This is a genomic window from Chryseobacterium sp. MYb7, assembly GCF_002979455.1.
In the GTDB taxonomy this organism is placed as follows: Bacteria; Bacteroidota; Bacteroidia; order Flavobacteriales; family Weeksellaceae; genus Chryseobacterium.
Genome location: NZ_PCOU01000011.1, coordinates 38,187 through 63,439, shown reverse-complemented (window position 1 = coordinate 63,439; position 25,253 = coordinate 38,187). Strand labels below are relative to the sequence as shown.

Here is a 25,253-nt window from a genome sequence, read left to right as displayed (position 1 = left end):
CATCATTAAACAATATACAATATGAAAAAACAAATCCTTGCAGCTGTAGTGATCTCAGTTTTCACTGTAGCATGCACAAAATCAACAACAAAAACAGAGCAGGTAGAAAATTCTGACGGATCCGTTACCACTACTACAACTACCGTTACAGAAACTCCAAACACAGTGGATACAGCAAAAATCAACGATGCCAAAGAAGATGTAAAGGCTAAAGTAGACGCAGCTGGTAATAAAATTGATGCTGCTGCTCAGAAGGCTAAAGATAAAATTGATGCAACTGCAGATAAAACGAAACAAGATCTTCATAAAGCCGGACAAGATATCAAAACTGAAGCTAATAAAGTAGGAAAAGATATTAAAACCGGAGCACAGGAAGCTGGAAAAGATGCTAAGGAAGCGGCCAAAAAAGGAGCTTCAAAAGTAAAAGAAGACTTAAGTAAATAAAGCAAAAGCCGTAATTCAATCAGAATTACGGCTTTTTTATTTTTCTTGCAAGATTATATTTTAAACGCAAAGTTTCTATTTTGATATCGTAATATTTTGAGGGAGCAAAGGTTGAATCTATAGATTGATTTTTATGAAGTGTGCGCACAGGCATTGCGCTTAATTAGCAGCCCTATTCTTAGCCTCCTAAAATAAAACATTCGAATTACTAATTTTTTGCGTTTAAGAAATACTCTTTATTTATTCATTTCCAGCAATGGGTCGATGTATTCTCTGTCATTGCTTAATCTAGGGACTTTATTTTGCCCGCCAAGCTTTCCTTTGCCTTCCAGCCAATGATAGAACAGATTGCTTTTAGCAATATGTACAATAGGTCTCTTAAGTGTTATATTATTGTATCTCTTTGCTTCGTAGTCTGAGTTGATGGTCTTTAAATGCTTATCAAAAGCATCAATAAAGCTGTCCAGGTTATCCGGATGCTGGCTGAATTCAAAGATCCATTCATGGGCACCGCCTTCATTTCCTTTCATGAAAACTGGGGCTCCTGTGAAATCCGTGATCTGTGCTCCTGTTAATTCGCAGGCTTTTGAAAGGGCTGATTCCACATTGGTAATCATCAGTTCTTCCCCAAAGGCATTGATATAATGTTTTGTTCTTCCTGTTATTTTTATTCTGAACGGGTTGGTAGATGTAAAGACAACGGTATCGCCAATCAGGTATCTCCAAAGGCCTCCATTGGTGGTAATCACCATCGCATAGTTTTTTCCAACTTCCACGTCTTCCAGGCTTACCACCTTTGGATTTGAAAAATGGAACTGATCCATAGGAATGAATTCGTAAAAAATACCATAATCCAGCATCAGAAGCATTTCATCACTATCTGATCTATCCTGTATGCCGAAGAAACCTTCAGAAGCATTGTAAATTTCGTAGTAATTGATGTTTTTTCCGATGATCTGTCTGAATTGTTCCTTGTAGGGCTTAAAACTAATTCCGCCGTGGAAAAATACCTCCAGATTAGGCCACAGCTCCGAAATACTTTCAATATTAGATTCCTTTACTACTCTTTGCAGAAGAACCATCATCCAGCTTGGTACCCCAAGGATACTTCCCACATCTTCATTTTTTACTTCAGAGGTGATTGCTTTCAGTTTGCTTTCCCATTCTCCCATTAAAGAAACCTTCTTGCTGGGAGTAGTGGTAATTTCTACCCAAAATGGAAGATTGTCAATTAAAATGGCCGATAAATCTCCAAATTTTGTATTGAAATCTGCATATAATTCTGAACTTCCCCCGAGGCGTAAATTTTTATAATTAAAAAGCTGATTTTCGGGGTGATTATTGGCATAAATGGAAACCATATCCTTTCCTGCCTTCATGTGGCAGTATTCAAGGCTTTCCGCAGAGATAGGGATAAATTTGCTCTTGGCATTGGTGGTTCCCGATGATTTGGCAAAATGTTTAATAAGTCCGGGCCAGCTTACATCCTTCTGCCCCTGTCTTGCTTTTTCAATATAGGGCTCCATTTCTTCATAGGTAACAATAGGAACCTTGTTTTTAAAATCCTGATAACTTGATATAGAATTGAATCCGTACAGCCTACCATATTCTGTGTCCTCCGCATGAAACAATTGAGAAAAGAGTATACCTTTCTGAGTTTCAATGGGATGATCCATGAAATTCTGTATCTGGTCTATCCTTTGTCGGATGAACCAGTTGACTACGGTGTTGAAAAGTGCTTTGGTTGCCATTCCAACAAATATAATGATATTTGAATTTTCAGAAAATTTTTTAAGTGATTAAATAAAAAAACCGTTACAAAATCTGTAACGGTTTGATATTTAGTTTATTGTTTACTAGCAATACTCATCGTATGCAGCCTGAAGGTTTGCTGCGATAGCTCCTGCAGGGTTTCCTTCGATGTGGTGTCTTTCCAGCATGTGAACCAATTCGCCATCTTTGAAAAGGGCTACACATGGAGAACTTGGAGGGAATGGAGCAAGGTGTTTTCTTGCTTCTACTACAGCCTCAGTATCAAATCCTGCAAATACAGTTGTTAAGTGATCAGGTTTCTTATCTCCTGTCAAAGAGTATACTACTCCTGGTCTTGCAGCTCCTGCAGCACAGCCACATACGGAATTGATGACCAATAAAGTAGTTCCTGACTGCTTCAAAGCTTCTTCTACCTGAGTTGGAGTTGTTAAATCCTGGAAACCTTTATCTGTAAGCTCTGCCTTCATAGGCATTACCAAATCTGTTGGATACATATATTATTGTTTTTTATCTCTACAAAGTTAAGCAATTCTTTGCTTTTCTTCAATATATAAAAACTATCAATCGTTTAGTCATAAAAAATTAATCAAATATTAATATTGTAATAATATTCTAAAAAACATGAATTAAAATTAGGAATAATAAAATATTATTGTTAAATTTGAAATGATTCTGAAAAACAAACGACCGTGAAAAAACATTTAAAAGCTTTCCCTCAAGCAATCAATCACTTAAATACTTTCTGAAATATGGTAGTATCTTAATTCTTTTTTTCAGTTTAGAATCAAACTGATTAACAAACTTTAATATCCAAACAAAGTGAAGCCCGGAACTGAAGAGTTCCGGGCTTCTAATCAAATCGATATGCAAAGGTTGTATATCCTTAGTTATGGAATGAGATGCATGTTTCCGGAATTTGAGATCAATCCCCAAAACCCGAAACCGGATCACATTATGAAAGGAGCTTTTTAGCCATCTCGGAAATGCTTTTTCCGTCTGATTTTCCGGCTAAAGCTTTTGAGGCAGCTCCCATTACCTTCCCTAAATCTTTGATAGATTCAGCTCCGGTTTCAGAAATAATATTTTTAATTTCTGTTTCTAATTCTTCAGAAGAAAGCTGTTGAGGTAAAAACTTTTCAATGACTTTACTTTGAGCTTCTTCTACTTCTGCAAGATCCTGTCTGCCCTGAGCGGTGAACTGCTCAAAAGAATCTTTACGCTGCTTGATCATTCTCTGCAGAATGGCAATTTCCTGCTCAGCAGAAACTTCAGCGCCTCTTGCTTCTGTTTTTAAAAGAAGAATTTGAGATTTTACAGCACGAAGAGAATCCAGAGCTACTCTGTCTTTTTCTCTCATGGCTGTTTTTATAGCTTCGCTTATTATATTTTCTAAACTCATGTTTATATGCTTTAGGCTTTAGGCAATAAGCAGTAAGCTTTTTGATCCGGCTGGGATAGCCTATGGCTTACTGCGTACTGCTTATAGCATTTAATCAACGTCTTTATTTAAAAATCTGTTTTCTCTGATCTGCATAGATCCATTGTTGTCAGACAGATACGTATTGATGTTCTGATCTGAGGCATTGTTTCCGTCAATCGAGATATTTTTTCTTTTGAAAGCAGGAATAGATTCAAACTCACTTGTGCTGTCAAAACTTTGGTAGCGTGAGTTGAATTCTTTTAATTTATTTCTTCTTTCAATGACTCTTTCCTGATCCATCGTTTTATTCACAAACGTGAATTCTGATTCTTCAGTTTTTGGAGTTTCAATTTCTGTTTTGTTTTCAAATGCAGGTTTTGTTTCTGCTTTTGGCTCTTCCTGCTTTTGGTAGAATGTTTCAATCTTTTGAGCAGGCTCTGCTACCGCAGCATTGGTAGGCGTATTAAACTCCGCTTTTGGCTGTCCGAAATCAGTATTAGGCTCATTTCTTACAGGCTCGTTTACAAAGAAACTGAATTCAACAGGTTTTTCCTCAGAAAAAGAGTTGTTGAAGGTAGTCCCGGATTGTGGCTCATCTTTTTTATCTTCAAAATCAAATGAAAAAGACTGGATTTCAAGATCATTTGGATCTTCATTCTCTTCATCAATTGAAAGCAAGCTGTATTCCTGTTCTTCTTCTTCATTTCTCCAGTTTTGTTCAGGAGTATTTACGGTATCTTCCTCTTTATCAAAGAATTTTATTTCAGTTCTTGGCTGCTCTTCTTCAATAATCATTTTTTTTTCCGTAGATGCTGTATTGAAGGGAGTGTTATGGTCCTCGTCATCTAGTCTGAAAAGGTTTTTACCGCCAAAATCATGTGTTGTTTCAGGAGCTGATTCTCTTTCCTCTCTTGTTTTGAAAGGAGAGTTTTTTTGAGCTTCAAAACTATCGTTAAGGCTGATTCTGATTTTTTCTGTGGGTCCTGCAAATTTCTTATTCTCGTTTGAGAATCCTGTAGCAATAACAAGAACGCTTACTGCATCCCCTAATTCTTCATCTGCACCTACCCCGAAGATAATATCTGCAGTGTTTCCTGCTTCTTTCTGGATGTGGTCCATAATGATACCGATTTCGTCCATCGTAACTTCTTCAGCACCACTTCTGATCAACAATAAAACGTTTTTAGCACCTGTAATCTTATTATCATTCAATAATGGGGAATCAAGGGCTTTTCTTACTGCTTCTTCAGCTTTATTTTCACCTGAAGCTGTTCCCGTAGACATCAATGCTGTACCAGAATTCTGAAGCACAGATTTAGCATCTCTAAAGTCAATGTTTACATCAAAGTATCCTGTAATAACTTCTGCCATACCTTTTGCCGCATTGGCTAGAACTTCATCAGCTTTTGAGAATCCCTGTTTGAATCCAAGGTTTCCAAATTGTTGTCTTAATTTATCATTATTGATAACAATTAATGAATCAACATTATTTTTTAGCTTGTCAAGACCATTTTCGGCCTGATCTAATCTTCTTTTACCTTCAAAGCTAAAAGGAACGGTAACAATACCTACCGTTAAAATTCCCATGTCTTTTGCTACTTTAGCAATGACTGGAGCAGCTCCGGTACCTGTACCACCACCCATTCCGGCAGTGATGAACACCATTTTGGTGTTTTGGCCCATAGCAGCCTTGATGTCTTCAATACTTTCTATTGCTGATTTTTCTCCCACTTCAGGATCAGCTCCAGCTCCTAGACCTTCGGTAATGGTAGTCCCCAATTGTACTTTATTGGCAACAGGGTTATTATCTAGAGTTTGAGCATCCGTATTACAGATCACGAAGTCTACTCCGTGAATTCCTTTCTCGTACATGTGCTTCAGAGCGTTGTTTCCACCGCCCCCTACACCGATTACTTTTATAATGGATGAATTTCCTTTTGGCAAATCAAATGAAAATCCTTGTGTACCTATATTTTCCATAACTATACTTTTAATAATTATAATTGATAATTGATCAATGATAATTGATAAGGAAAAGATCGTTTATCGCTTATCATTCATCATTTATAATTTACTCTACTTCTTCAAAGAATTTTTTTACTTTTTCCATAAGCGACTGCCCGAAGGTCAATTTCGCCTTTCTGTTCTCCTGTCTTTCATTTTCAAAAGACTGCTGCTCCTGAACAGGTGCTGCCTGCTGAACCGGTTGAACCGTTTCTGTCTGTACCGAAGTGGTTTCCGGCTTTGGCTGTTCTGCAACAACTTCTATGATTTCATCAGCATTCTGCTTTTTGTCTCTGATCTTTAAACTCTCCATCAGTAACCCGATAGACGTAGCAAATTCAGGGCCTTTCAGGTACTGATTTTTATCGTTGGCAATATATTCATTCGCAAAACCGATTCTGCTGTCAAAACCTGTAGTATAATTGGCCAGCTGACGAAGGTGTTTAAGGTTTGAACCACCACCGGTAAGGACGATTCCGGCAATCAATTTTTTCTTTTGTTCAAAAGCACCGTAAGCTTTCAGTTCTGTATTGACCATTTCCAAAACTTCTTCTACTCTCGCATTGATGATCTGTGCTAAAGTTTTTAAAGAAATCTCTTTGTCAGGTCTTCCGTGAAGCCCCGGAATAGTTACAAAAGTACTGTCTTTTTCTAATTCGGGAACAGCCGAACCGAATTTTACTTTCAGTTGTTCTGCATGTTTCTCGATAATAGAGCATCCTTCTTTGATATCTTCGGTAATAATTCCGCCTCCGTATGGGATCACACAGGTATGACGGATGATATTATCTTTAAATATAGCAATATCTGTAGTTCCACCACCAATGTCCACAATGGCTACACCAGCTTCTTTCTCTTCTTTTGTAAGAACAGCTTCTGAAGAGGCTAATGGCTCTAAAGTAAGAGCTTCCATTTCTAAACCGGCTTCACGAACGCATCTTGCAATATTTCTGATGCTGCCCATTTGGCCTACTACAACGTGGAAGTTAGCTTCTAAACGCTTTCCATGCATCCCAACGGGTTCTTGAATTTCCCCCTCGGAATCCACTTTATATTCTTGAGGAAGTACGTGGATAATTTCTTCTCCAGGAAGCATGACCAGCTTTTTTACCTGATCTTTTAATGCTTCGATGTCATCGTCTGTAATAAATTTATCAGGATGTTCACGCATAATATAATCGGAGTGCTGCAGAGAACGTATGTGTTTTCCTGCAATACCTACCGTGACTTTGCGGATAGGAACGCCAGCACTGGACTGTGCTTCGGATACTGCAGCCTTGATTGAATTGATGGTTTGTGAAATATTATTCACAATCCCTTTATGAACACCAAGACTTTTAGCTTTTCCTACACCGAGAACTTCTATCTTCCCGTGTGCATTCCTTCTTCCGACAATCGCGACTATCTTCGTTGTCCCGATGTCCAGACCTACTGAATACTCTTGATTTTCCATTTTTATATCGATTTGATTTTTTCTACTTATTTCCTTTTTTCTGTAAGGATATTATCCTATTTGTGTATTAAATGTCCTGAAGGACTTATTCTATTTTTACTTTTGCCTTGGGCTTGGGTTTTGCCGAGGCAGTGGATTTTTTCTCTGTTTTTTTCGTTTCCTTTGTATGTGTTTTTGTCTTTGTAGCCTCTTTCGGTTTGGCCGGTGTGGAACTTGCTTTTTTCGCTTCCGCTATTTTTGGTTTAGTTTCTGTTTTTTTAGCCGCTATTGTAGGGGCTTTTGCCAATTCCATTTTTCCTGCTTTTAAAATACTGTCATTTTCTTTAAAATATGGATTTAAAGTAGTGACAATCTGGTTCTGATATTTTACAGAAACCATGCTGTATTTCTGAGGGTCCTGATAGACCAGGTATTTTTCTACGAAAGTTTTAAATCCTTTTACTTTAAAATCAATATTGTCAAGATCTCCGATCTCTACTCTGTAGTTTCCTTCGCTTGTCAGAAGGCTGTAACTCTCTTTATTTTTTGAGATTCCGATAAAATATTTTTTACTGAAATCATCTTTATCAATTTTTTCTACCAGTTCTGCCAGTTTTTCATATTCATCCGGCTTTACATTTCCGGTTACCAGCATACACGGATGTGAATACGTTCTGGAGATAGGGAATTCAATTCCTTTTTCATCTACATAAAAGTCTTTTCCCTCTTTATTCAGCCTGAATATAGGAACTCTCTGCTTGATATCCAGATTCAGCTTTCCGTTCAGATTCAAGTAGACATTGGCACTGTCAACAGCCGGAAGAGAATTTATTCTTTTTTCTAAAGAAGGGATATTAAGGTCTCCTACTTTTCCTGATGGATTTTCTTTTTTTACTAGGTCCCTGATGTCTTTTTCATCCACGAAATAGACCGGAGTTTTCTCACTCATTTTTACAGAAATCTTATTGTCCGTAATCTGTTGGTGGCTGAATCTCTTCAATGAGAAACTCAGTAACAATCCAAGGATGATTACAGTGACAGCAATTTTTAATATTCTGTATTTATTTTTCATATTTTTTCTTCGCGAGCATTGCGTTTATACTCAAATTTTCTCAATCCATTCACAAATAGGATCATACAGGGTATCTATATTTCCTGCGCCTACTGTTAGAAGGATATCAAAATCTTTTTCTTTTATTTTTTCAAAAGCATCGGATAATGCTGATACTTCTTTTTTATCTAATGTTACTTTATCCAGCAGCCAGCTTGAAGTAATTCCTTCAAAATTCTCCTGAAGTTCTCTTGCAGGGTAAATATCTAGAAGGATAAGCTCATCTGCTTTGCTTAAACTTTCTGCAAATCCGTCTGCAAAATCTCTTGTTCTGCTGAAAAGGTGTGGCTGGAAGGCTACCAATAGTTTTTTATCAGGATAAAATGTTTTGATTGAGCCCATTACAGCATTGATTTCCGTAGGATGATGGGCGTAATCATCAATATAAATTTTACCGTTTTGATAAATATGTTTAGTATATCTTCTTTTAATTCCTTTAAAATTGGCAATTGCCTTTTTCAGCGTATCAAAATCTGCGCCTAAATTATGCAGAATAGCCAGTGCTACAGTGGCATTCTCGACATTATGGATCCCCGGAATTTCCCAGACAAAATCTTTAATCTTTTCAGTAGGGGTATGGAAGTCAAAATAAATTTTATCATGCTCCATTCTCAGATTGTCCGAATAATAATCTGCTGGTTCATTCACCGCATAAGTTTGATGGTTTCTGCCGATTTCCAGTCCTTTTCTTACAAAAAGCTGCTGATCATTGGGAACCAAAGCCGCAAACTGCCTGAATCCTTCTTCAATGTGGCTTTTATCTCCATAGATATCCAGATGGTCTGCATCGGTAGAAGTTACCACTGCCCAGTCCGGAGAGAGGTTCAGGAAGCTTCTGTCATATTCATCTGCCTCTACTACAGAATAAGTGGAACCATTGTACAGGAAGTTAGATTTAAAGTTTTCCGAAATTCCACCCAAAAAGCATGAGAAAGGAAGATCTGCTTCTTTGCATAAATGAGCCACAAGGGTAGACGTGGTGGTTTTTCCATGAGTTCCTGCAACAGCGATACAGTCTGTATTTTCAGTAATTAAGCCTAAAACTTTAGCACGTTTTAGTACTTCAAACTGATTTTGGTTGAAATAATCAAGGATTCCAAGCGTTTTGATCGCTGGAGTATAAATTACGAGAGTATCTTCTTTCTGAAGGGAGGTGATCCTTTCATCAACAAGGTCTTCAAAAACAATATCAATACCTTCATTCATTAGGTTCCGTGTCAATTTTGTATTGGTTTTATCGTAGCCCAATACTTTTTTCCCGGATGCATTGAAATAGCGTGCTAATGCACTCATTCCGATACCTCCGATTCCGACGAAGTAAAAAGTTTGATATGTTTGTAAATTACTCATTGATTTATTTTATTACTTTAAAAATCTCATCTACAATCTCTTTTGCAGCGTTTGGCTTGGCAAAATAGGTGAGATTGTCCGACATTTCTTTTCTTATGTTTTCATTTTCGCAGATTTCTGATAATGTGTTCCAGAATTTTTCCTGCATTTCAGAGTCTTTTACCATTCTGGCTGCATTTTTTTCAACCAGATTCATGGCATTTTTGGTTTGATGATCTTCCGCTGCAAAAGGGAAAGGTACCAAAAGCACTGGTTTTTGTGCTACAGCCAACTCTGAAATGGCAATAGCTCCGGCTCTGGAAACAATGATATCTGCTGCAGAATAAGCCAGTTCCATATCTTTGATAAATTCAAGGATCTGAATATTTCGGGTATCTGTATCTTTTGTTTCTTCTAAAATATCTTTATAATCAAGCTTTCCTGTCTGCCAGATCAGCTGATAATCTTTATCTACAATTTGTTTTAAATGAGATTTCCAGGCATTATTCAATGTTCTGGATCCTAAAGAGCCTCCTACAGACAGAATCGTAAGTTTGTCTTTATTTAATCCCATTTTTTCTTTTGCCTTAGCGGTATCCTGCATTCCTGAAACTATATTTTCACGAATCGGATTTCCCAGGAATTTTATTTTCTCTGCCGGAAAACCTTCTACCTTTGGATAGGCCGTGAAAACAGCTTTAGCTTTCTTACTTAAAATTTTATTCGTTACTCCTGCATGGGCATTCTGTTCCTGTATGAAAATCGGAATTCCCATTTTGCTTGCTTCATAAAGAGCAGGGCCACTAGCAAATCCTCCTGTTCCTACGGCAAAATCCGGAGCAAAGTTTTTGATAATCCTTTTAGATTTTGATAAACTTTTCAGGATCTTGAAAGGAAGTCCCAGGTTGGATAACAGATTCCCTCTGTCGATTCCTGCAATATCAATTCCTTCAATTTTATAGCCTGCCTGCGGAACTTTTTCCATTTCCATCTTTCCATTGGCACCAATGAACAAAAATTCTGCATCAGGAAATCTTTTTCTGATTTCATCAGCAATGGCAATGGCCGGGAAGATATGACCTCCTGTTCCGCCGCCTGATAATAATATTTTCAATTTTTTGTCCATTTTAAGCGATATCGTTTATTTCTGCTATACTTTGTTTTTTGCCCATTCCTTCTTCATCATAAATCTGGATTCTTGAGCTTATATTTAAAATAATGCCTAACTGCAAATAGGTAACCAGCATTGAGGTTCCTCCATAACTGATCAAAGGAAGTGGCTGCCCTGTTACCGGGATAAGATTCACGGCAACGGCTATGTTGACCGAAAGCTGGATGAAGATCATTACCCCGAGACTGAGCACGAGCAACGATCCGAAAAATGCCGGCATTTTACTGGCGATCATTACAATCCTTATCATCATGATCAGGTATAAACTGATCAGAAAAGCAGCTCCTATTACTCCGTATTCTTCTACAATAACCGCAAAAATAAAGTCGGAGGCAGATTGTGGCAGCATTTGTTTCAATGCACTTTTTCCTGGTCCCATTCCGGTAATTCCGCCATGTACAATAGCTGCTTTGGCCTGCATTACCTGATAGTTTTTTGCTTTTATACTTTCATCATCTACATCGGCTGATTTTGCTTTGCTCGAGGTAAATGTTTCTACACGGCTCATCCATGTATGCACACGGTTTCCACCAATCATGTTCGTATTCAGGGCTATTAATAAAAATAACACAATGGCTACAAATGAAGCAGAAATAAATCCTGCAATGTATTTCCAGTGAAGCTGTCCAATGATAAGAACCACTACGGAAACCATTAAAATCATTAATGCTGTAGACCCGTTATCTTTGGCTACCAATACAAAAACAAGCAGGATTGGCCCGAAAATGTACATGATATTCTCTATCGGAAGCCTTTCTCTGGTGATCTTTTTGGTCAAATATCTGCACAGATAGATGATAAGCATTAAAAAAGCAAATGATGAAGGCTGGAAGGAGATGGGTGTTCCCGGGATTTTCAGCCATCTGGAAGCACTGGCTCCATCAATGGTTTGTCCGGTAAACATGGTAACAATCAACAGAACAATCATAAGGCCGAGCAGGATGCTGCTGAGCTTTCCGATGTATTCATATTTTATGGTTCCTACCAGTCTCATAATTGCTAATCCCAAGACTACAAAGAACATATGTTTGATAACGTGACCTGTTGTGGTCCCGTTATTAACAATGTATTCGAGATTTGAACTGGCAGAGTATACAGGGAAAATAGAGAAAATGGAGATCACAAGGATGACCATCCAAAGTACTTTATCGCCCTTTAGAAATTCAAATCTGCTTTCTGTGTTCTGTTCGTCCATATTTAATGCTATTCTGGCTGATGGCCATTGGCTTTTAATACCTGTTTTTTAAACTGGCGTCCTCTGTCTTCATAGCTTTTGAATAAATCAAAGCTTGCGCAGCATGGAGATAATAAGACGGTATCACCTTTTTTAGCCAGTGATTTTGAAACTCTCACGGCTTCTTCCATGCTTGAAGTATCATAGATAAGTTCTTTTTTATCTTTAAAGAAATCGATGATCTTCTTGTTATCTACTCCAAGGCAAACAATTGCCTTTACTTTTCTTTTGACTAAATCTTCAATTTCGGTATAGTCATTTCCTTTATCTAATCCACCAACAATCCATACGGTGGGTGTTTTCATACTTTCTAAAGCATAGTAAGTAGCATTTACATTGGTTGCTTTACTGTCGTTGATGTATTTTACGTTATCAATTTCAGTCACAAATTCCAATCTGTGCTCTACTGCCTGGAAGGTCATCAATGAATGTCTGATGCTTTCATTGTTGATTTTTAATATCTTACCGGCAATGGATGCCGCCAGGCTGTTGGCTACATTGTGATTTCCCAATAGAGACAATTCATCCACTTTCATCGCGAATTGGTCTTTCATTTTTACCACAATTTCATCTTCATTGATGAAACCTCCTTCAGGTAGCTTCTCTTTTATTGAGAAAGGAATCATTTTAGCCTTTATTTCAAGCTTTTCAAGAAGACTTTTACTCATTTCATCATCTTTGTTGTAGATGAAGAAGTTGTCATTCTCCTGATTTTCAGTGATTCTGAATTTTGCCAACGCATATTCTTCATAGTTGTAGTTGTATTGATCCAGATGGTCCTGAGACAGATTCAACAATAAAGAAATATAAGGTCTGAAATTCTGAATATCATCCAGCTGGAAAGAGCTTACTTCCAGTACATAATATTCATGGTTTTCATCTGCAACCTGCTTGGCAAAGCTGTATCCGATATTTCCTCCCAAGCCTACATTCAATCCGTCATTTTTCAGGATATAATAGATCAGGGAAGTGGTGGTGGTTTTTCCGTTGCTTCCGGTAATGGCAATGATCTTGGCGTCTGTAAACTCAGAAGCAAATTCAATTTCAGAGGAAAGTCTGATTCCTTTTTGATGAATTTTATTAATAATGTCTGCCTTTTTCGGAATTCCCGGACTTTTTACAATCCAGTCAGCATTTAAAATCCTTTCTTCATTGTGGTTTCCTTCTTCAAATTCAATCTCATTATCGGTAAGAAACTGCTTATAGTTATCTTTAATGGCTCCTTTATCTGAAAGAAAAACTTCCAGACCTTTCTTTTTAGCCAAATAAGCAGCTCCGCATCCGCTTTCTCCACCTCCTAAAACAACTATTTTCATATTATAAAAGCTTTATGCTGTAGGCTTTAAGCTTTACGCTTATTGCTTACAGCTTTTAATTTTTATCTCATTTTTAATGTGATCAGACATACAATAGCCAGTATTACCCCGATGATGATCATTCTGTTTACGATTTTACTTTCGTGAAATCCTTCTTTCTGATAATGGTGGTGTAATGGTGACATTTTGAATAGTCTATTGTTTTGGGCGTATTCCAACCCGAATTTTCTTTTTCTGTATTTGAAAACTACGACCTGAAGCATTACAGATACGTTTTCAATCAAGAAGATTCCGCATAATACAGGAATCAGCAATTCTTTTCTTAAAATAATGGCTAAAACGGCAATCACCCCTCCAAGCATCAAACTTCCGGTATCACCCATGAAAACTTGTGCAGGATAGGTATTGTACCAGAAGAATCCGATCACGGCACCTACCATTGCCACGGCAAAAATGGTGGTTTCTCCCATATTTGGAAGGAACATGATATTGAGATAATCTGCAAAGATGATATTCCCTGAAAGATAAGCGAAAAGAGCCAGCGTGAGGAGTATAATGGCACTCGTTCCTGCTGCCAGACCGTCAATTCCGTCTGTGATATTGGCTCCGTTTGAAACGGCAGTTACAATGAAGATCACAATAGGAATAAATACAATCCATGCCCACTCATGGGCATCTTTATCATTCATCCAAAATAAAATTCCGCTATAATCAAACTCGTTATTCTTTGCAAAAGGAACGGTAGAAACAGTAATTTTTTCTGTGGGCATAAAGTTTTGCTCTACATTGTTTCTGTTCACTACTTTAGCATCTGCATATTTTCTTTTAACCGTAATGTCCGGGTGGAAATACATTGTAATTCCGACAATTAGTCCTAATCCGACCTGCCCTACAATTTTGAATTTACCACTTAAACCATCTTTATTTTTTTTGATTTTCTTTAAATAATCGTCAAGGAAACCAATAGCACCCATCCAAAACATAGAAACCAACAGCAGCACAATGTACACATTGGTGATTCTTGTAAACAGCAATACCGGAATAATGGTTGCCAAAATAATGATAAGTCCTCCCATAGTAGGAGTTCCTTCTTTTTGTTTTTGGCCATCCAATCCAAGATCACGTACCAATTCACCCATTTGTTTTGTTCTCAGGTAATTGATTACTCTTTTTCCGTAGACAAGAGCAATAATGAGAGAGAATAATACAGCCATTCCGGCACGGAAGGAGATGTATTTCAACATTCCTAATCCCGGAACGTGAATTCCATGGTCGGTTAGATATTCGTATAGATAGTATAGCATAGTTTCAATTGTTAATAAATAATCATTGATAATTGATCAATTATCGTTTGTAATTTACTTGCTCATTAATTTCCAAAGCTCATTAATTACTTCTTTGTCATCAAAATGATGTTTTACACCATTTATATCCTGATAGGTCTCGTGGCCTTTTCCGGCAACTAAGACAATATCTTTAGGTTCTGCAAACTTTATGGCCATTTTTATGGCTTCTTTTCTGTCCGGAATTGAAGTGTATTTGCTGAAGTTTTGAGGTTCAACACCTGCTTCAATTTCTTTGATGATCTGTGCAGGATCTTCTGTTCTAGGATTATCTGAAGTGATGATTGCCAGCGTTGATTTTTTAGTGGCAATATTTCCCATTTCAGGCCTTTTGGAGTGATCTCTGTCTCCTCCGCAGCCAAATACGGTAATTAATCTTTCGTTTTTGGTTCTGATATCGTTAATACTGTCCAGAATGTTTTCCAAAGCATCCGGAGTATGTGCATAGTCTACGATAAAGAAAATTCCACCATCGGATTTGAAGGTTTCAAATCTTCCGGAAACTCTTTTTAATTTGCTGATGGCCTGAAGAATTTCATCCTGCCCGAAACCTAGTTCTTCAGCAATCCCGAATACAAGCAACAGATTGTATACGTTAAATTTTCCGGTTAATGTCGTCCAGAATTCTTTTCCGTTGAAGTTCAACAGCATTCCGTTGAAATCCACTTCCAATAATTTTCCGTGGTAATCTGCCATGGTTTTCAGGGCGTAAGACTTTTTGGTAGCCTTCGTGTTCTGAAGCATGACGTTGCCATTTTTGTCATCCACATTGGTGATGGCAATGGCTGTATCTTCTAATTGATCGAAGAATCTTTTCTTTGTTTTTAAATATTCTTCGAATGTTTTATGATAATCTAAATGATCATGAGTAAGGTTCGTAAAGCCTGCTATTTTGAAATGTAATCCTTCAATTCTGTTTTGGGCAATTCCATGTGAGCTTACTTCCATGAAGGCAAATTCACATCCTTTTTCTAAGGCTTCCGCTAAAATCCTGTTGATCGTAATCACATCAGGAGTGGTGTGGGTTGCTGGAATAATCTCTTCACCAATTCTGATTTCAACAGTAGAAAGTAGAGCTGCTGGGTATCCCAGATTTTTGAAGACGTCAAAAAGAAGGGTAGAAACAGATGTTTTTCCGTTGGTTCCTGTAACTCCTATCAGTTTCAGCTTCTGTGAAGGATTTCCATAGAAATTAGAGGCAAGGTGACCTAAGGCTTTAGATGAATCTTTTACCTGAACATAAGTTACATTTTCAGCCAATGTTTCAGGGAATTCTTCGCAAACGATTGCGGCAGCTCCTTTTTCAATAGCAGATGCAATGAATGAATGACCATCCACTACGGTTCCCCTCATAGCAATGTAAAGAGAGTTTTCTGTAACCTTTCTGCTGTCGATCACCAATTCAGTAACCTCACGGCTGCTATCACCGTGAATTTCCAAGACTGGGATTCTGTTTACTAATTCTGTTATAATCATCTTTATCAATAAGGCTTTGCCCTATTTGGGTTTAAATGGTCCTTTTGAAACCTTGTTTTAATTTTGCAGAGATAAATAAATTCTCTGGTTTTTACTGATCGTTGTGCCTTCCAGAGGGAATTGTTCTTTAATTCTTCCTACTCCTTTATAATCGACACGGTAGCCTAAGTTTTCCAACTGTGGAATTACGTTTTTCCCGATTAATCCCACTACATTAGGCATCTGCTTATCATTTACTGCTACTTTAACGTTAGGTTCCACCATTTTGCTCAGGTTTACCTTTTTGTCTACGAGCATTTCTTTTTCAATATTCTGAGGTGTTTTTAGGAATGTCTTTCCTGCAATTTCTTTAAACACCGGTGCTGAAACGGAACCTCCATAAAATCCTTTTGCTGTGTTAGGCTCACTAATCATTACATAACAAGTATATTTTGGAGCGTCAGCCGGATAAAATCCTGCAAAGGATGCACGGTACTTCATTGGACCTGGCAGCCAGTATTCAAATCTTGCGGTTCCTGTTTTTCCTGCCATTTTCAGGTTAGGAGTAAAGATGCTTCGTCCTGTTCCTTTTTCTACGGCTTTGGTTAAAGCGCTGGTCATCATTTTAATGGCTTTTTCAGAGGCCATTTTGTTCACCATTACTTCGGGTTTGGCATTGTACATTACTTTACCGTCTTTCATGATTTTATCAATGAATAAAGGCTTAAGCATTTTTCCTCCATTAGCAACTCCGTTGTAGAAAGTTGTCAATTGCAGCAGGTTGATATTGGAAGAATATCCGTAAGAAATAGAGGCTAGTGTTGCAGCATTCCATCTTTTATTCTGTGGAGTTACGATCTTCGGTTTTGTAATTCCTGGAAGCTCTATATCCATTTTGTCGAATAATTTCCAACGTCTCAGGTGGTCAAGGAAAATCTGCGGTTTCTCTGCATAATATTTTGTAATCAGCTTTGAAGTTCCTACGTTACTGGACTTTGCCAATACATCACTGATATCATATGTTCCTCCTCCGTGGCCGTCAGAGATTCTCTGTTTTGCATATACCCAGACTCCGTTTCCTACGTTTACCGTTGTGTTTTCATCGATGAATCCATCATCCATTGCGGCCAGAAGCGAAATGGTTTTAAAAGTTGATCCGGGCTCAATATTATCTTTCAGAGCGTAGTTGTAAGAGTCTTCGTATTCTCCTTCTTCTGTTCTTCTTAAATTAACAAGGGCACGTACTTTTCCGGTTTCTACTTCCATGACGATTACAGTACCGTGTTTAGCTTCGAAATTAATCAGCTGCTTCTCAAGAGCGGAGTGTGCAATGTCTTGAATTCTAAGGTCTAAGGTAGTATAAACATCTTCTCCGTCTACCGGCTCCTGAACTTTCCAGAAGTCAATAGGTTTCCATTGAGATGAATTGATTCTCTGTTCTAATCTTTTTCCGTCTGTTCCGGTTAAATATTTTGAGAAAGCTCCTTCCAATCCTGATCTAAGCTCTCCGTTATCCATACCGATGGTTCCGGCTCCGATTTCTGAAGTGGCCAATTCTCTTTTATAGTTTCTGTCAACAATAAATCCTCCTTTGTTTTTTCCTCTTTTGAAGATAGGAAACTTTCGGATTCTGTCGTATTGATCGAAATCCAGTCCTTTTACCAGAGTATAGTATTGGTTTTTCTTTTTCTTCTGCTCATCAAACTTCTGTCTGAATTCTCCTCTGGATTTTCCGAACATTTTGCTCAGGGAATCAGTTAATGCTCCGATGTTATTGGAGTACACCGTATCTTTCATTGTTTTGAAATCAAGATAGATGTCATATCGCATCACAGTTGTGGCGAGAATAGAACCGTCGGAAGCAAAAAGATTACCGCGGGCAGCTTTTAAAGTAGCTTCACGATAGTTTTTATTAATGTAATCATCTTTTATTTCCTGGACATTGGTGTTCTGTAGGATGACAATTCGTGCCAGGAACATGACAAACACGCACAAAGCTACCACTGCAAAGAGGTAGCCCCATCGTAACGTTTTCTTACGTTTATTGTCGTATTCATTTTGCTTTTGCATCTGTACTGTCCAGTTTTATTAGCAATTTGTGAGGGTGGTTTTCCAGGGTCATTAATGAATCCCGGGCGACCTCTTTCCCCAGCTCTGATTCCATTTTTACTTTGATCAGCTTACTCTGGGCGTAAGCATTTCTCGATTTATATTCTTCTGTTTCTTCCTTTAAGGCGTTTACAATTTTTATTTTTTTATTGACGAGATGGTTCGTATAAATCATGGCCATCATCAGGATAAACAACAAGAGAAAATACCTGTAATGTATTTTGATCTCATCACGATTCAGAAAGTTTCCTTTTATAATATCTATAAAAGTGAGTCTTTTCTGGGGGCGATTTGTTGTTCTTTTTGCCAATTTATAATGTCAATTTGCTTCGCAGTGAATTCACTTTGTTTGTCAATTGTCAATTTTATTTTAAAAATTCACTATTGACGATTCACTCATTCATTATTATACTTTAATTCCTGTTCTCATCTTGGCACTTCTTGCTCTTGAGTTTTCTTCGATCTCCTGATCGTCAGGAATGATTGCTTTACTCTTTATCAATTCGAATGCCTTTTTATAATTTCCGTAGATATCTCTTTCCGGTTCTCCTTCGAACATTCCGTTTTTCAGGAATCTTTTTACCAAACGGTCTTCCAGAGAGTGGTAAGAAATAACGACTAATCTTCCTTCCGGTTTTAAAACATTGTAAGCCTGAACCAGCATTTCTTTTAATACTTCAAGTTCCTGGTTTACTTCAATTCTTATCGCCTGAAAAAGCTGGGCATAGAACTTATTCACTTTGTGAGGCGGAATGTAACTGAATAATTTTTTCAGATCTTCCGTAGTATCTATACTTTTAGTTTTTCTGTGGTGAACGATTTCTCTTGCCAGTTTTCTTGCTTCTCTTAATTCTCCGTAATGGTAGAAAAGATCAGCAAGTTCACTTTCTTCATATTCATTAATTACTCTTTTGGCGTCCAGATTCTGCATTACATTCATTCTCATATCCAAAGGAGCATTGCTTCTTGTGGAAAAACCTCTGTCTGCTTCATCAAACTGATGTGAAGAAACGCCCAGGTCAGCCAAAACACCATCCACCTGAGGAACTCCGTACATCAGCAATGAGTTTTCCAGAAACCTGAAATTCTGATTAACCAATGTAAATCTGGGGTCATCAATTGTATTTTTAAGTGCATCCAGGTCCTGATCAAAACTGAACAATCTCCCTTTGTCGGAAAGTCTGCTCAAGATTTCTCTTGAATGGCCTCCGCCTCCAAAGGTGCAGTCCACATATATTCCGTCAGGATTCGTCACCAAATCATCAACACTCTGCTTCAACAAAACGGGGTTATGATACATGCTTAATTGTGTTTTTTATTTAATACTATAATCAATTAATAACCTACAGTTATTCTTCATCGAAAGAGCCCATCACATCTTCGGCAAGGCTTGCAAAATCAGCTTCATTGGTGGAAATTACCTTTTCATAGGCATCTTTATCCCAAATTTCGAAGAGCTCTCCCGCGCTGGTAATCACAATATCTTTTTGAAGATTTGCAAAAATCGTCAGGTCTTTTGAGATCTGTAATCTTCCTGCATTATCCAATTCTACTGTCTTTACTCCTGCCGTAAACATTCGTATGAAATCAGCATTCTTTTTTATGAATCTGTTCAGTTTATTAATTTTGCCCATCAGTTTGTCCCATGCATTCATAGGATAGACTTCCAGACAAGGTTGGAACACAGATCTTTTGACTACAAACGCCTTGTCGTCGAAGTTTTCCATCTGTTTGATTAAAGATGAAGGAACTTTCAAGCGGCCTTTGTCGTCAATTTTGCACTCATATGTCCCAATGAAATTTTTCATTTGGGACAAATTTATATAATAATTTCCAAAATTTCCCACTTTTTCCCACTTTTTGACTCAATGTTAATAAGTTTTATTAAAGATTGAATTTCAATAATGTAAAATACTGATATGAAGAGACTTGCTAAAAGTGTTATTTAGGCCATAATAAAGCGGTTTTGAAAAAAAAGGTTAAAAAGGAGAATATTATATTATTTTTATCTTAAATTAGGATAATCAAAATTTTTTTGAGGTTTAATTTGTATTTTTGCAGGGCTTTATTAAGGCGTTTTATGATATTTAGTACAAAAAAAGAAAAGAAATATTCCTATGTAGAAGCGGGAGAAGGACATCCATTAGTGCTGTTGCACGGGTTAATGGGTGGTTTGAGTAATTTCGATAAAATGGTAGATTTTTTTTCGGATAGAGGCTTCAAAGTATATGTTCCTCAGTTGCCGATCTATGATCTGCCGGTACTCAATACCAATCTTACCACTATTGCAAAATATATCATTAAGTTTATAGAAAGTCATATTTCCGGTCCTGTAAGCATTGTAGGAAACTCAATGGGAGGGCATGTAGGGCTTATTATGACTTTGGCAAGACCTGATCTCGTAAAGAATCTTGTTCTTACTGGAAGTTCCGGATTGTATGAAAGAACTTTCGGGGACAGTTTTCCGAGAAAAAATGACCGATCTTATATCAGAAAGAAGACTGAAGAAGTTTTCTATGATCCAAAGATTGCAACAGAGGATCTTGTAGATGAAGTTTTCGGAGTGGTAAACGATAGAATGAAAGGAATAAAAACAGTAATGCTGGCAAGAAGTGCCATCAAACACAATATGTTGAATGATCTTCCGAAGATTGTGACCCCTACGTGTCTGATCTGGGGTAAGCAGGATAATGTAACTCCTCCGGAAGTGGCAGAAGATATGCATAAGTTTATTCCTAATTCAGATTTATTCTGGATTGATAAATGTGGTCATGCTGCCATGATGGAAAAACCAGATGAATTCAATGAGATCCTGTATAACTGGATAAAAGATAAAGTTTAAAAACATATAAATGACCATTAAGAGCTTTTCTTAGTGGTTTATTTTTCTAAAATATATTCAAAAATGATTATCAAGACAGCAGAGTTTGTAAAGAGTAGTGGAAAATGGCAGGAATGCCCTGAACCAAGTATTCCCGAATATGCTTTTATCGGAAGGTCGAACGTAGGAAAGTCATCACTGATTAATGCCATGATGAATCATAAAGATTTGGCTAAAACTTCGGGAACTCCGGGGAAAACCCAGCTGATCAATCATTTTTTGGTAAATGAAAACTGGTACCTTACCGATTTACCAGGATATGGGTATGCAAAAGTTTCAAAAGTTCAGCGAAAGGATTTTGAAAAACTGATCACCAATTATATTCTAAACAGAAGAAATCTGGTGAATCTATTTGTATTGGTAGATTCGAGACATAATCCGCAGAAAATCGATCTGGAATTTATCCAATGGTGCGGAGAGAGTGGAATTCCTTTTTCAATTGTCTTCACAAAAGCGGATAAGCTAAAGCCAAATGTTGTGATCAAAAATGTTGAAGACTATAAAACCGAGCTTCATAAAAGCTGGGAAGATCTTCCTGAACTCTATATTACTTCAGCGGAAAAGAAAGAGGGTGGAGACAAGATCCTTGATTTTATCCAAAAGACCAATGAGTTTTTAACCAATAATAATATAAGTTTCGATGAGTAATATGGTCTGGAAAATTAAAACATTTGATGAGTTTACGGTTCCTGAATTATATGCAGTACTGAAGGCGCGTATTGATGTTTTTGTTATTGAACAGAACTGTCCTTATCCTGATCTGGATAATTATGACCAGAAAGGAATTCATATCTGGGCGGAAGAAAATGGACAGGTACTGGCCTACTGCCGTGTATTTGACAAGGGGATAAAATATGATGAAACTTCTTTCGGAAGAGTTCTGACCACAGAACAGGCGAGAGGAAAAAGCCTTGGGAAACAGTTAATACAATACGCTATAGAAACTATAGAAAACCGTTTTCATACTTCTGAAATTAAAATATCCGCACAGGATTATCTGTTAAGATTTTACAGTGGTTTCGGATTTGAAGATACGGGGAATAAATATCTTGAAGATGATATTCCGCATACGGAAATGATAAGAAAATAAATAAAAGCGAAGAAATTTATTCTTCGCTTTTTTGATAGTTAAATATATATTTGAGGTGTTTTTACTTTCCTGAAATTGTTTTTAAGATAATGGGTTCCAGGTTGGAAGGAAGATCGGCAGATTTGATTTGGTATTTTTTGATTTTCATTTCTTTAAACCAATTTTCCCAATATTCTTTAATAACTGCTTCTTCAAAAGGATTTCCCTTTTCGGGATTGATTCCTAAAACGATGACATCGAGATTATTAAGATTTTCATTTGCTTTTACAAATCCATAGCCGTTTTTTTCAATGGCATCTTTGAAGCTTGAGGTAGTTAGGTTGTTAGCTTTTACAAGTTTAGTTGTTAGATAAGACGTTTTGTGTGAGTTTTCCTTGTTTTCGTCAAACTTGGTGTTTTGATGATACATATATCCGTCTGTCAGAATGAACAGAATATTCCTTTTATCTTGTTTTATACAATAATCGTTGACCTTGTTTTTAAAGAATTCCCAAATATCTGAGCCTACAAATTTTCCGTCTTTTATAGCTGACTGATAAATGTTTAAAGGTAATTCAGCATATTTTTTATCTACGGAATCAAAATAACTTCTTGGAATGTCTTTATTGAAAGAAACTTTCAGCTCTTTTGTGAAATCATTTATCTTAGGGTCAGAAGGTTCCGGATTGAAGAAAACCTGCATCTGATCATCGTATGTGATGATTTTCTTGGATTTAATATGATTGATGAATCCTTTTTCAATGGCTTTAATGTATTCCACATCTCGTAGGTAATATTCCATTGTTGGGTTCGGATTTGTTTTAGGATCAATTCTATCAGAAAGGTCAATTAAAATACTGAGATTGATGTTGTTTGAGTCAACAACAATAGAATCTTTCTTTTCTGTATTTGTTCCGTCATTCTTGCCTTTGCAACAAGAAGCCAAAGAAATAATGAATAATAAATAGAATATCTTTTTCATAATTTTTCAGTTATAAAGATGATAAATACACTAAATTCTGATTATCGGAATTAGAACCTACGGTTTCCAAATTCGTATTGTAGGTGGCAATACAGTCATCAATCAACGTTTGTTTTTCAGTTCTTGATACTGCTATTTTTTCACCGATAAAAGTGATCCAACCCTGAACATATTCTGAAGCATACAATTTGTAATCTTTGGTTGGAATAATGACCCCGTCAATAATATTCTGAAGCTCTTCGATTCTTCCTCGTGTTTTGATAACGGTTTCTTTTATTGTTCCGATACTGGCAAGGATTTCTTCGATTTCTTTTTTCAAAATATTGATCTTTTCCTGAAAAAATTCAACTCTTTTTTGTCTGATTTCCTGTTCGTTTTTGATTTTATCTTTTTCACGAAGTTCTTTCATGACAAAATCGAAAACTACGCCCCAAATAATGTATACAATGAATCCGGCAAAAATAATTCCCCAAAACTGAATTTTCGTGAAAGCTATTTTGAGATCAAAAGGAGGAGAATCAAACGTTTTATTGAGTTCATATAATTTTGATTCAATTTCATAGGCTAGAATAGAATCAAAAACAAAGGTTACAATAAATAATAAACCTAATTTGATGTAATTGGCTCTCGTTTTATTTTCATTAAACATGTGAATCAAAAATCCCAATCCTAGAAACACAAATGGAATTAAAGTAACAAAAGCCCCTTCAATAGCTCCTTCATTCCAGGCTTTGCTGAAAGCTTGTGCATCTAAAACACTTTGAATAACTGTACTTTTTGCATCAAAGCTTTTAAAAAATGCGGAATACGAAGTTGAAATATAGAATGTTAATAAATATAAGCTTATAGGAATCAGAAGAATAAAACCTATCCAAAACTTTGCAGAGGCTCCTTTTGAAGCTTTTACATTATACTTTTCAGGATTTCTGGGAAGATCAAGCATTTCAGCTTTTAAAATTTCAATCGTATGCTGATGATTTTCAACTTCTTTGTTTTTATTTTTTAACTGTTCCTCTTTGGTCTCCTGTGAAACAAATAAAGCTTTGACCTCAGTTTCCCGATTTTTCTGTTCGTTAATGTATGCTTCTTTGAGCTTTTGCTGCTTTTCTACCATTTCCTTTTCTTCATTCTGAAATTTGGAATAAACGGCATCAAGGCATATGGATAGGGTAGAATGATTTCCGTTGGTTCGCGAGCTGTCTCTGTATCCCGATTCATGATAGGTTCTTTTTCGGGTTTCTTCCAGAGATTCATCATTCGGATTGTCATTATTTTGGGGAAGCGGCTCCGGTTTAGGTTCTATCGGAACAGATTTGAGTTTGAATAAATTTTTTATACTGGTAGTGTCCATGATAGGTTAGTTTTTTAGTTCATATAAAATTTCACTTTTGTTCTTTCCGATTCTTACGGCATCAATGAGATAGTCTACAATGGCCGTTACATTTTCTTCCAAAAAACCAAACATTAAAACATATTTTTGCATCGCGGCATATTCGTTTGGAGAAACAATTCCGTCTGCCCAGATCATAACAGTGAGATCATACAGATAATCTATTTTTTCTTCAATAGTTTGGGGTACTAATGATTTTAGATTGATCGGGTTTAAAAGGATTTCATCCAAGTTTTTTGAGGATATTCCTCTTTCCTCAGAGCACCTGTAAAGCATTTTGAGCTCTAATGCACTGAAGTCGTCATCACAGATTGCCATTTGATACAATCTTAAGAAATGAGCTTTGAGATTTTCAGTTATTTGATTGTTTTCCATGATGGTTATTCTTCTTTTGGTTTTTTAGGATTAATAATTCTGTCTCTTGAAACAGTTCTTTGGTGAATGGGCATTGAAGGTTCTGTTGTTTCTTCGGTAACTCCTTCATCCTTTTTTTGTTCTTTTCTTTCTATGAAATTGATCAATAAGAACAGAATCCCCGTTATGGTATCGATAGGGATCCAAATACTTTTTCGATACAGATAAATGGGAAAAACAGGATTGAAAAGAATGAGAATGATCAGAAAAATTATACTGAAATAATGTTGTTTAAAGCTTAAAGTATTGTATAAAACCAATAAAGCTCCAATGGAAATAAGAATTCTGAGGAAAGTATAATATTCTATAGGAAGTCTGAAAATACCGATGAAACAACATAACGCACAGAAGGTGAGAAATGGTTTCATAGTACTGG

At 36.8% G+C, this 25,253-nt stretch carries 24 protein-coding genes; 4 read left to right on the top strand and 20 right to left on the bottom strand.

Annotated features, from left to right (window positions below; translation table 11 throughout):
- Window positions 1–21: 21 nt before the first annotated feature.
- Window positions 22–444, top strand: coding sequence for a hypothetical protein (locus CQ046_RS10790; protein WP_105702248.1), 423 nt, complete (start codon window positions 22–24; stop codon window positions 442–444).
- 236 nt (window positions 445–680) lie between these two features.
- Here CQ046_RS10790 and CQ046_RS10785 read toward each other — a convergent pair whose 3' ends face one another.
- From CQ046_RS10785 to mraZ, 16 genes are all read right to left on the bottom strand, one after another.
- Window positions 681–2,195, bottom strand: a complete 1,515-nt coding sequence (locus CQ046_RS10785; protein ID WP_105702247.1) for a GH3 auxin-responsive promoter family protein — start codon at window positions 2,193–2,195, stop codon at window positions 681–683.
- Between the two features lie 105 nt (window positions 2,196–2,300).
- Window positions 2,301–2,711 (bottom strand): BrxA/BrxB family bacilliredoxin, encoded by a 411-nt coding sequence (locus tag CQ046_RS10780; RefSeq protein ID WP_105702246.1) that lies wholly within the window; start codon window positions 2,709–2,711, stop codon window positions 2,301–2,303.
- Window positions 2,712–3,169: 458 nt separating this feature from the next.
- Window positions 3,170–3,616: a GatB/YqeY domain-containing protein gene (locus CQ046_RS10775; protein WP_105702245.1), complete on the bottom strand. Its 447-nt coding sequence runs from the start codon at window positions 3,614–3,616 to the stop codon at window positions 3,170–3,172.
- A gap of 90 nt (window positions 3,617–3,706) precedes the next feature.
- Window positions 3,707–5,617, bottom strand: coding sequence for a cell division protein FtsZ (ftsZ, locus tag CQ046_RS10770; RefSeq protein ID WP_105702244.1), 1,911 nt, complete (start codon window positions 5,615–5,617; stop codon window positions 3,707–3,709).
- A gap of 91 nt (window positions 5,618–5,708) precedes the next feature.
- The gene (gene ftsA / locus CQ046_RS10765; protein ID WP_105702243.1) at window positions 5,709–7,094 is read right to left on the bottom strand and encodes a cell division protein FtsA; all 1,386 of its coding nucleotides are present in this window, start codon (window positions 7,092–7,094) and stop codon (window positions 5,709–5,711) included.
- A gap of 85 nt (window positions 7,095–7,179) precedes the next feature.
- Window positions 7,180–8,145: a cell division protein FtsQ/DivIB gene (locus CQ046_RS10760; protein ID WP_105702242.1), complete on the bottom strand. Its 966-nt coding sequence runs from the start codon at window positions 8,143–8,145 to the stop codon at window positions 7,180–7,182.
- A 30-nt stretch (window positions 8,146–8,175) separates the two neighbouring features.
- Complete coding sequence (murC, locus tag CQ046_RS10755; protein ID WP_105702241.1) at window positions 8,176–9,534, bottom strand: UDP-N-acetylmuramate--L-alanine ligase; 1,359 nt, start codon at window positions 9,532–9,534, stop codon at window positions 8,176–8,178.
- Between the two features lie 4 nt (window positions 9,535–9,538).
- The gene (gene murG, locus CQ046_RS10750) at window positions 9,539–10,639 is read right to left on the bottom strand and encodes an undecaprenyldiphospho-muramoylpentapeptide beta-N-acetylglucosaminyltransferase (protein WP_105702240.1); all 1,101 of its coding nucleotides are present in this window, start codon (window positions 10,637–10,639) and stop codon (window positions 9,539–9,541) included.
- A gap of 1 nt (window position 10,640) precedes the next feature.
- Window positions 10,641–11,879 (bottom strand): FtsW/RodA/SpoVE family cell cycle protein, encoded by a 1,239-nt coding sequence (locus CQ046_RS10745; protein ID WP_105702239.1) that lies wholly within the window; start codon window positions 11,877–11,879, stop codon window positions 10,641–10,643.
- An 8-nt stretch (window positions 11,880–11,887) separates the two neighbouring features.
- Window positions 11,888–13,234: a UDP-N-acetylmuramoyl-L-alanine--D-glutamate ligase gene (murD, locus tag CQ046_RS10740; RefSeq protein ID WP_105702238.1), complete on the bottom strand. Its 1,347-nt coding sequence runs from the start codon at window positions 13,232–13,234 to the stop codon at window positions 11,888–11,890.
- A 62-nt stretch (window positions 13,235–13,296) separates the two neighbouring features.
- On the bottom strand, window positions 13,297–14,538 hold the full coding sequence (mraY, locus tag CQ046_RS10735; protein ID WP_105702237.1) for a phospho-N-acetylmuramoyl-pentapeptide-transferase: 1,242 nt from the start codon (window positions 14,536–14,538) through the stop codon (window positions 13,297–13,299).
- Between the two features lie 54 nt (window positions 14,539–14,592).
- Window positions 14,593–16,053 carry a UDP-N-acetylmuramoyl-L-alanyl-D-glutamate--2,6-diaminopimelate ligase gene (locus tag CQ046_RS10730; RefSeq protein WP_105702236.1) on the bottom strand — a complete coding sequence of 487 codons (1,461 nt, stop codon included), beginning with the start codon at window positions 16,051–16,053 and terminating at the stop codon, window positions 14,593–14,595.
- Window positions 16,054–16,110: 57 nt separating this feature from the next.
- Window positions 16,111–18,102 carry a penicillin-binding transpeptidase domain-containing protein gene (locus CQ046_RS10725; protein ID WP_105702235.1) on the bottom strand — a complete coding sequence of 664 codons (1,992 nt, stop codon included), beginning with the start codon at window positions 18,100–18,102 and terminating at the stop codon, window positions 16,111–16,113.
- Window positions 18,086–18,451: an FtsL-like putative cell division protein gene (locus tag CQ046_RS10720; protein WP_105682842.1), complete on the bottom strand. Its 366-nt coding sequence runs from the start codon at window positions 18,449–18,451 to the stop codon at window positions 18,086–18,088. The genes CQ046_RS10725 and CQ046_RS10720 overlap by 17 nt, the downstream gene beginning before the upstream one ends.
- Before the next feature lie 96 nt (window positions 18,452–18,547).
- Window positions 18,548–19,441: a 16S rRNA (cytosine(1402)-N(4))-methyltransferase RsmH gene (rsmH, locus tag CQ046_RS10715; protein WP_105702234.1), complete on the bottom strand. Its 894-nt coding sequence runs from the start codon at window positions 19,439–19,441 to the stop codon at window positions 18,548–18,550.
- A 49-nt stretch (window positions 19,442–19,490) separates the two neighbouring features.
- The gene (gene mraZ / locus CQ046_RS10710) at window positions 19,491–19,949 is read right to left on the bottom strand and encodes a division/cell wall cluster transcriptional repressor MraZ (RefSeq protein ID WP_105702233.1); all 459 of its coding nucleotides are present in this window, start codon (window positions 19,947–19,949) and stop codon (window positions 19,491–19,493) included.
- Window positions 19,950–20,221: 272 nt separating this feature from the next.
- On the opposite strand from mraZ, the gene CQ046_RS10705 reads away from it, so the two are divergent.
- The 3 genes from CQ046_RS10705 to CQ046_RS10695 all read left to right on the top strand — a co-directional run bounded on the left by CQ046_RS10705 (window position 20,222) and on the right by CQ046_RS10695 (window position 22,112).
- Window positions 20,222–20,983 carry an alpha/beta fold hydrolase gene (locus tag CQ046_RS10705; protein ID WP_105702232.1) on the top strand — a complete coding sequence of 254 codons (762 nt, stop codon included), beginning with the start codon at window positions 20,222–20,224 and terminating at the stop codon, window positions 20,981–20,983.
- A 63-nt stretch (window positions 20,984–21,046) separates the two neighbouring features.
- Window positions 21,047–21,670, top strand: a complete 624-nt coding sequence (gene yihA, locus CQ046_RS10700) for a ribosome biogenesis GTP-binding protein YihA/YsxC (RefSeq protein ID WP_105702231.1) — start codon at window positions 21,047–21,049, stop codon at window positions 21,668–21,670.
- The gene (locus CQ046_RS10695; RefSeq protein WP_105702230.1) at window positions 21,663–22,112 is read left to right on the top strand and encodes a GNAT family N-acetyltransferase; all 450 of its coding nucleotides are present in this window, start codon (window positions 21,663–21,665) and stop codon (window positions 22,110–22,112) included. Before yihA ends, CQ046_RS10695 begins: the two co-directional genes overlap by 8 nt.
- A gap of 61 nt (window positions 22,113–22,173) precedes the next feature.
- On the opposite strand, the gene CQ046_RS10690 is transcribed toward CQ046_RS10695, so the two are convergent.
- Genes CQ046_RS10690 through CQ046_RS10675 form a run of 4 tightly spaced genes read right to left on the bottom strand, consistent with a single transcriptional unit; the run spans window position 22,174 to window position 25,245 of the window.
- Window positions 22,174–23,073, bottom strand: a complete 900-nt coding sequence (locus CQ046_RS10690) for a hypothetical protein (protein WP_105702229.1) — start codon at window positions 23,071–23,073, stop codon at window positions 22,174–22,176.
- Between the two features lie 10 nt (window positions 23,074–23,083).
- Window positions 23,084–24,424 carry a beta-carotene 15,15'-monooxygenase gene (locus CQ046_RS10685; RefSeq protein ID WP_105702228.1) on the bottom strand — a complete coding sequence of 447 codons (1,341 nt, stop codon included), beginning with the start codon at window positions 24,422–24,424 and terminating at the stop codon, window positions 23,084–23,086.
- A gap of 6 nt (window positions 24,425–24,430) precedes the next feature.
- Complete coding sequence (locus CQ046_RS10680; protein WP_105702227.1) at window positions 24,431–24,838, bottom strand: hypothetical protein; 408 nt, start codon at window positions 24,836–24,838, stop codon at window positions 24,431–24,433.
- Between the two features lie 5 nt (window positions 24,839–24,843).
- A complete protein-coding gene (locus CQ046_RS10675; protein WP_105702226.1) occupies window positions 24,844–25,245 on the bottom strand; it encodes a DUF6804 family protein in 402 nt (133 codons plus the stop codon).
- Window positions 25,246–25,253 lie beyond the last annotated feature (8 nt).

Bases quoted from the DNA above. Each gene is read 5' to 3' on its own strand.
- CQ046_RS10790 (WP_105702248.1), top strand. From the start codon at position 22: ATGAAAAAACAAATCCTTGCAGCTGTAGTGATCTCAGTTTTCACTGTA.
- CQ046_RS10785 (WP_105702247.1), bottom strand. From the start codon at position 2,195: ATGGCAACCAAAGCACTTTTCAACACCGTAGTCAACTGGTTCATCCGA.
- CQ046_RS10780 (WP_105702246.1), bottom strand. From the start codon at position 2,711: ATGTATCCAACAGATTTGGTAATGCCTATGAAGGCAGAGCTTACAGAT.
- CQ046_RS10775 (WP_105702245.1), bottom strand. From the start codon at position 3,616: ATGAGTTTAGAAAATATAATAAGCGAAGCTATAAAAACAGCCATGAGA.
- ftsZ (WP_105702244.1), bottom strand. From the start codon at position 5,617: ATGGAAAATATAGGTACACAAGGATTTTCATTTGATTTGCCAAAAGGA.
- ftsA (WP_105702243.1), bottom strand. From the start codon at position 7,094: ATGGAAAATCAAGAGTATTCAGTAGGTCTGGACATCGGGACAACGAAG.
- CQ046_RS10760 (WP_105702242.1), bottom strand. From the start codon at position 8,145: ATGAAAAATAAATACAGAATATTAAAAATTGCTGTCACTGTAATCATC.
- murC (WP_105702241.1), bottom strand. From the start codon at position 9,534: ATGAGTAATTTACAAACATATCAAACTTTTTACTTCGTCGGAATCGGA.
- murG (WP_105702240.1), bottom strand. From the start codon at position 10,639: ATGGACAAAAAATTGAAAATATTATTATCAGGCGGCGGAACAGGAGGT.
- CQ046_RS10745 (WP_105702239.1), bottom strand. From the start codon at position 11,879: ATGGACGAACAGAACACAGAAAGCAGATTTGAATTTCTAAAGGGCGAT.
- murD (WP_105702238.1), bottom strand. From the start codon at position 13,234: ATGAAAATAGTTGTTTTAGGAGGTGGAGAAAGCGGATGCGGAGCTGCT.
- mraY (WP_105702237.1), bottom strand. From the start codon at position 14,538: ATGCTATACTATCTATACGAATATCTAACCGACCATGGAATTCACGTT.
- CQ046_RS10730 (WP_105702236.1), bottom strand. From the start codon at position 16,053: ATGATTATAACAGAATTAGTAAACAGAATCCCAGTCTTGGAAATTCAC.
- CQ046_RS10725 (WP_105702235.1), bottom strand. From the start codon at position 18,102: ATGCAAAAGCAAAATGAATACGACAATAAACGTAAGAAAACGTTACGA.
- rsmH (WP_105702234.1), bottom strand. From the start codon at position 19,441: ATGTATCATAACCCCGTTTTGTTGAAGCAGAGTGTTGATGATTTGGTG.
- mraZ (WP_105702233.1), bottom strand. From the start codon at position 19,949: ATGAAAAATTTCATTGGGACATATGAGTGCAAAATTGACGACAAAGGC.
- CQ046_RS10705 (WP_105702232.1), top strand. From the start codon at position 20,222: ATGATATTTAGTACAAAAAAAGAAAAGAAATATTCCTATGTAGAAGCG.
- yihA (WP_105702231.1), top strand. From the start codon at position 21,047: ATGATTATCAAGACAGCAGAGTTTGTAAAGAGTAGTGGAAAATGGCAG.
- CQ046_RS10695 (WP_105702230.1), top strand. From the start codon at position 21,663: ATGAGTAATATGGTCTGGAAAATTAAAACATTTGATGAGTTTACGGTT.
- CQ046_RS10690 (WP_105702229.1), bottom strand. From the start codon at position 23,073: ATGAAAAAGATATTCTATTTATTATTCATTATTTCTTTGGCTTCTTGT.
- CQ046_RS10685 (WP_105702228.1), bottom strand. From the start codon at position 24,424: ATGGACACTACCAGTATAAAAAATTTATTCAAACTCAAATCTGTTCCG.
- CQ046_RS10680 (WP_105702227.1), bottom strand. From the start codon at position 24,838: ATGGAAAACAATCAAATAACTGAAAATCTCAAAGCTCATTTCTTAAGA.
- CQ046_RS10675 (WP_105702226.1), bottom strand. From the start codon at position 25,245: ATGAAACCATTTCTCACCTTCTGTGCGTTATGTTGTTTCATCGGTATT.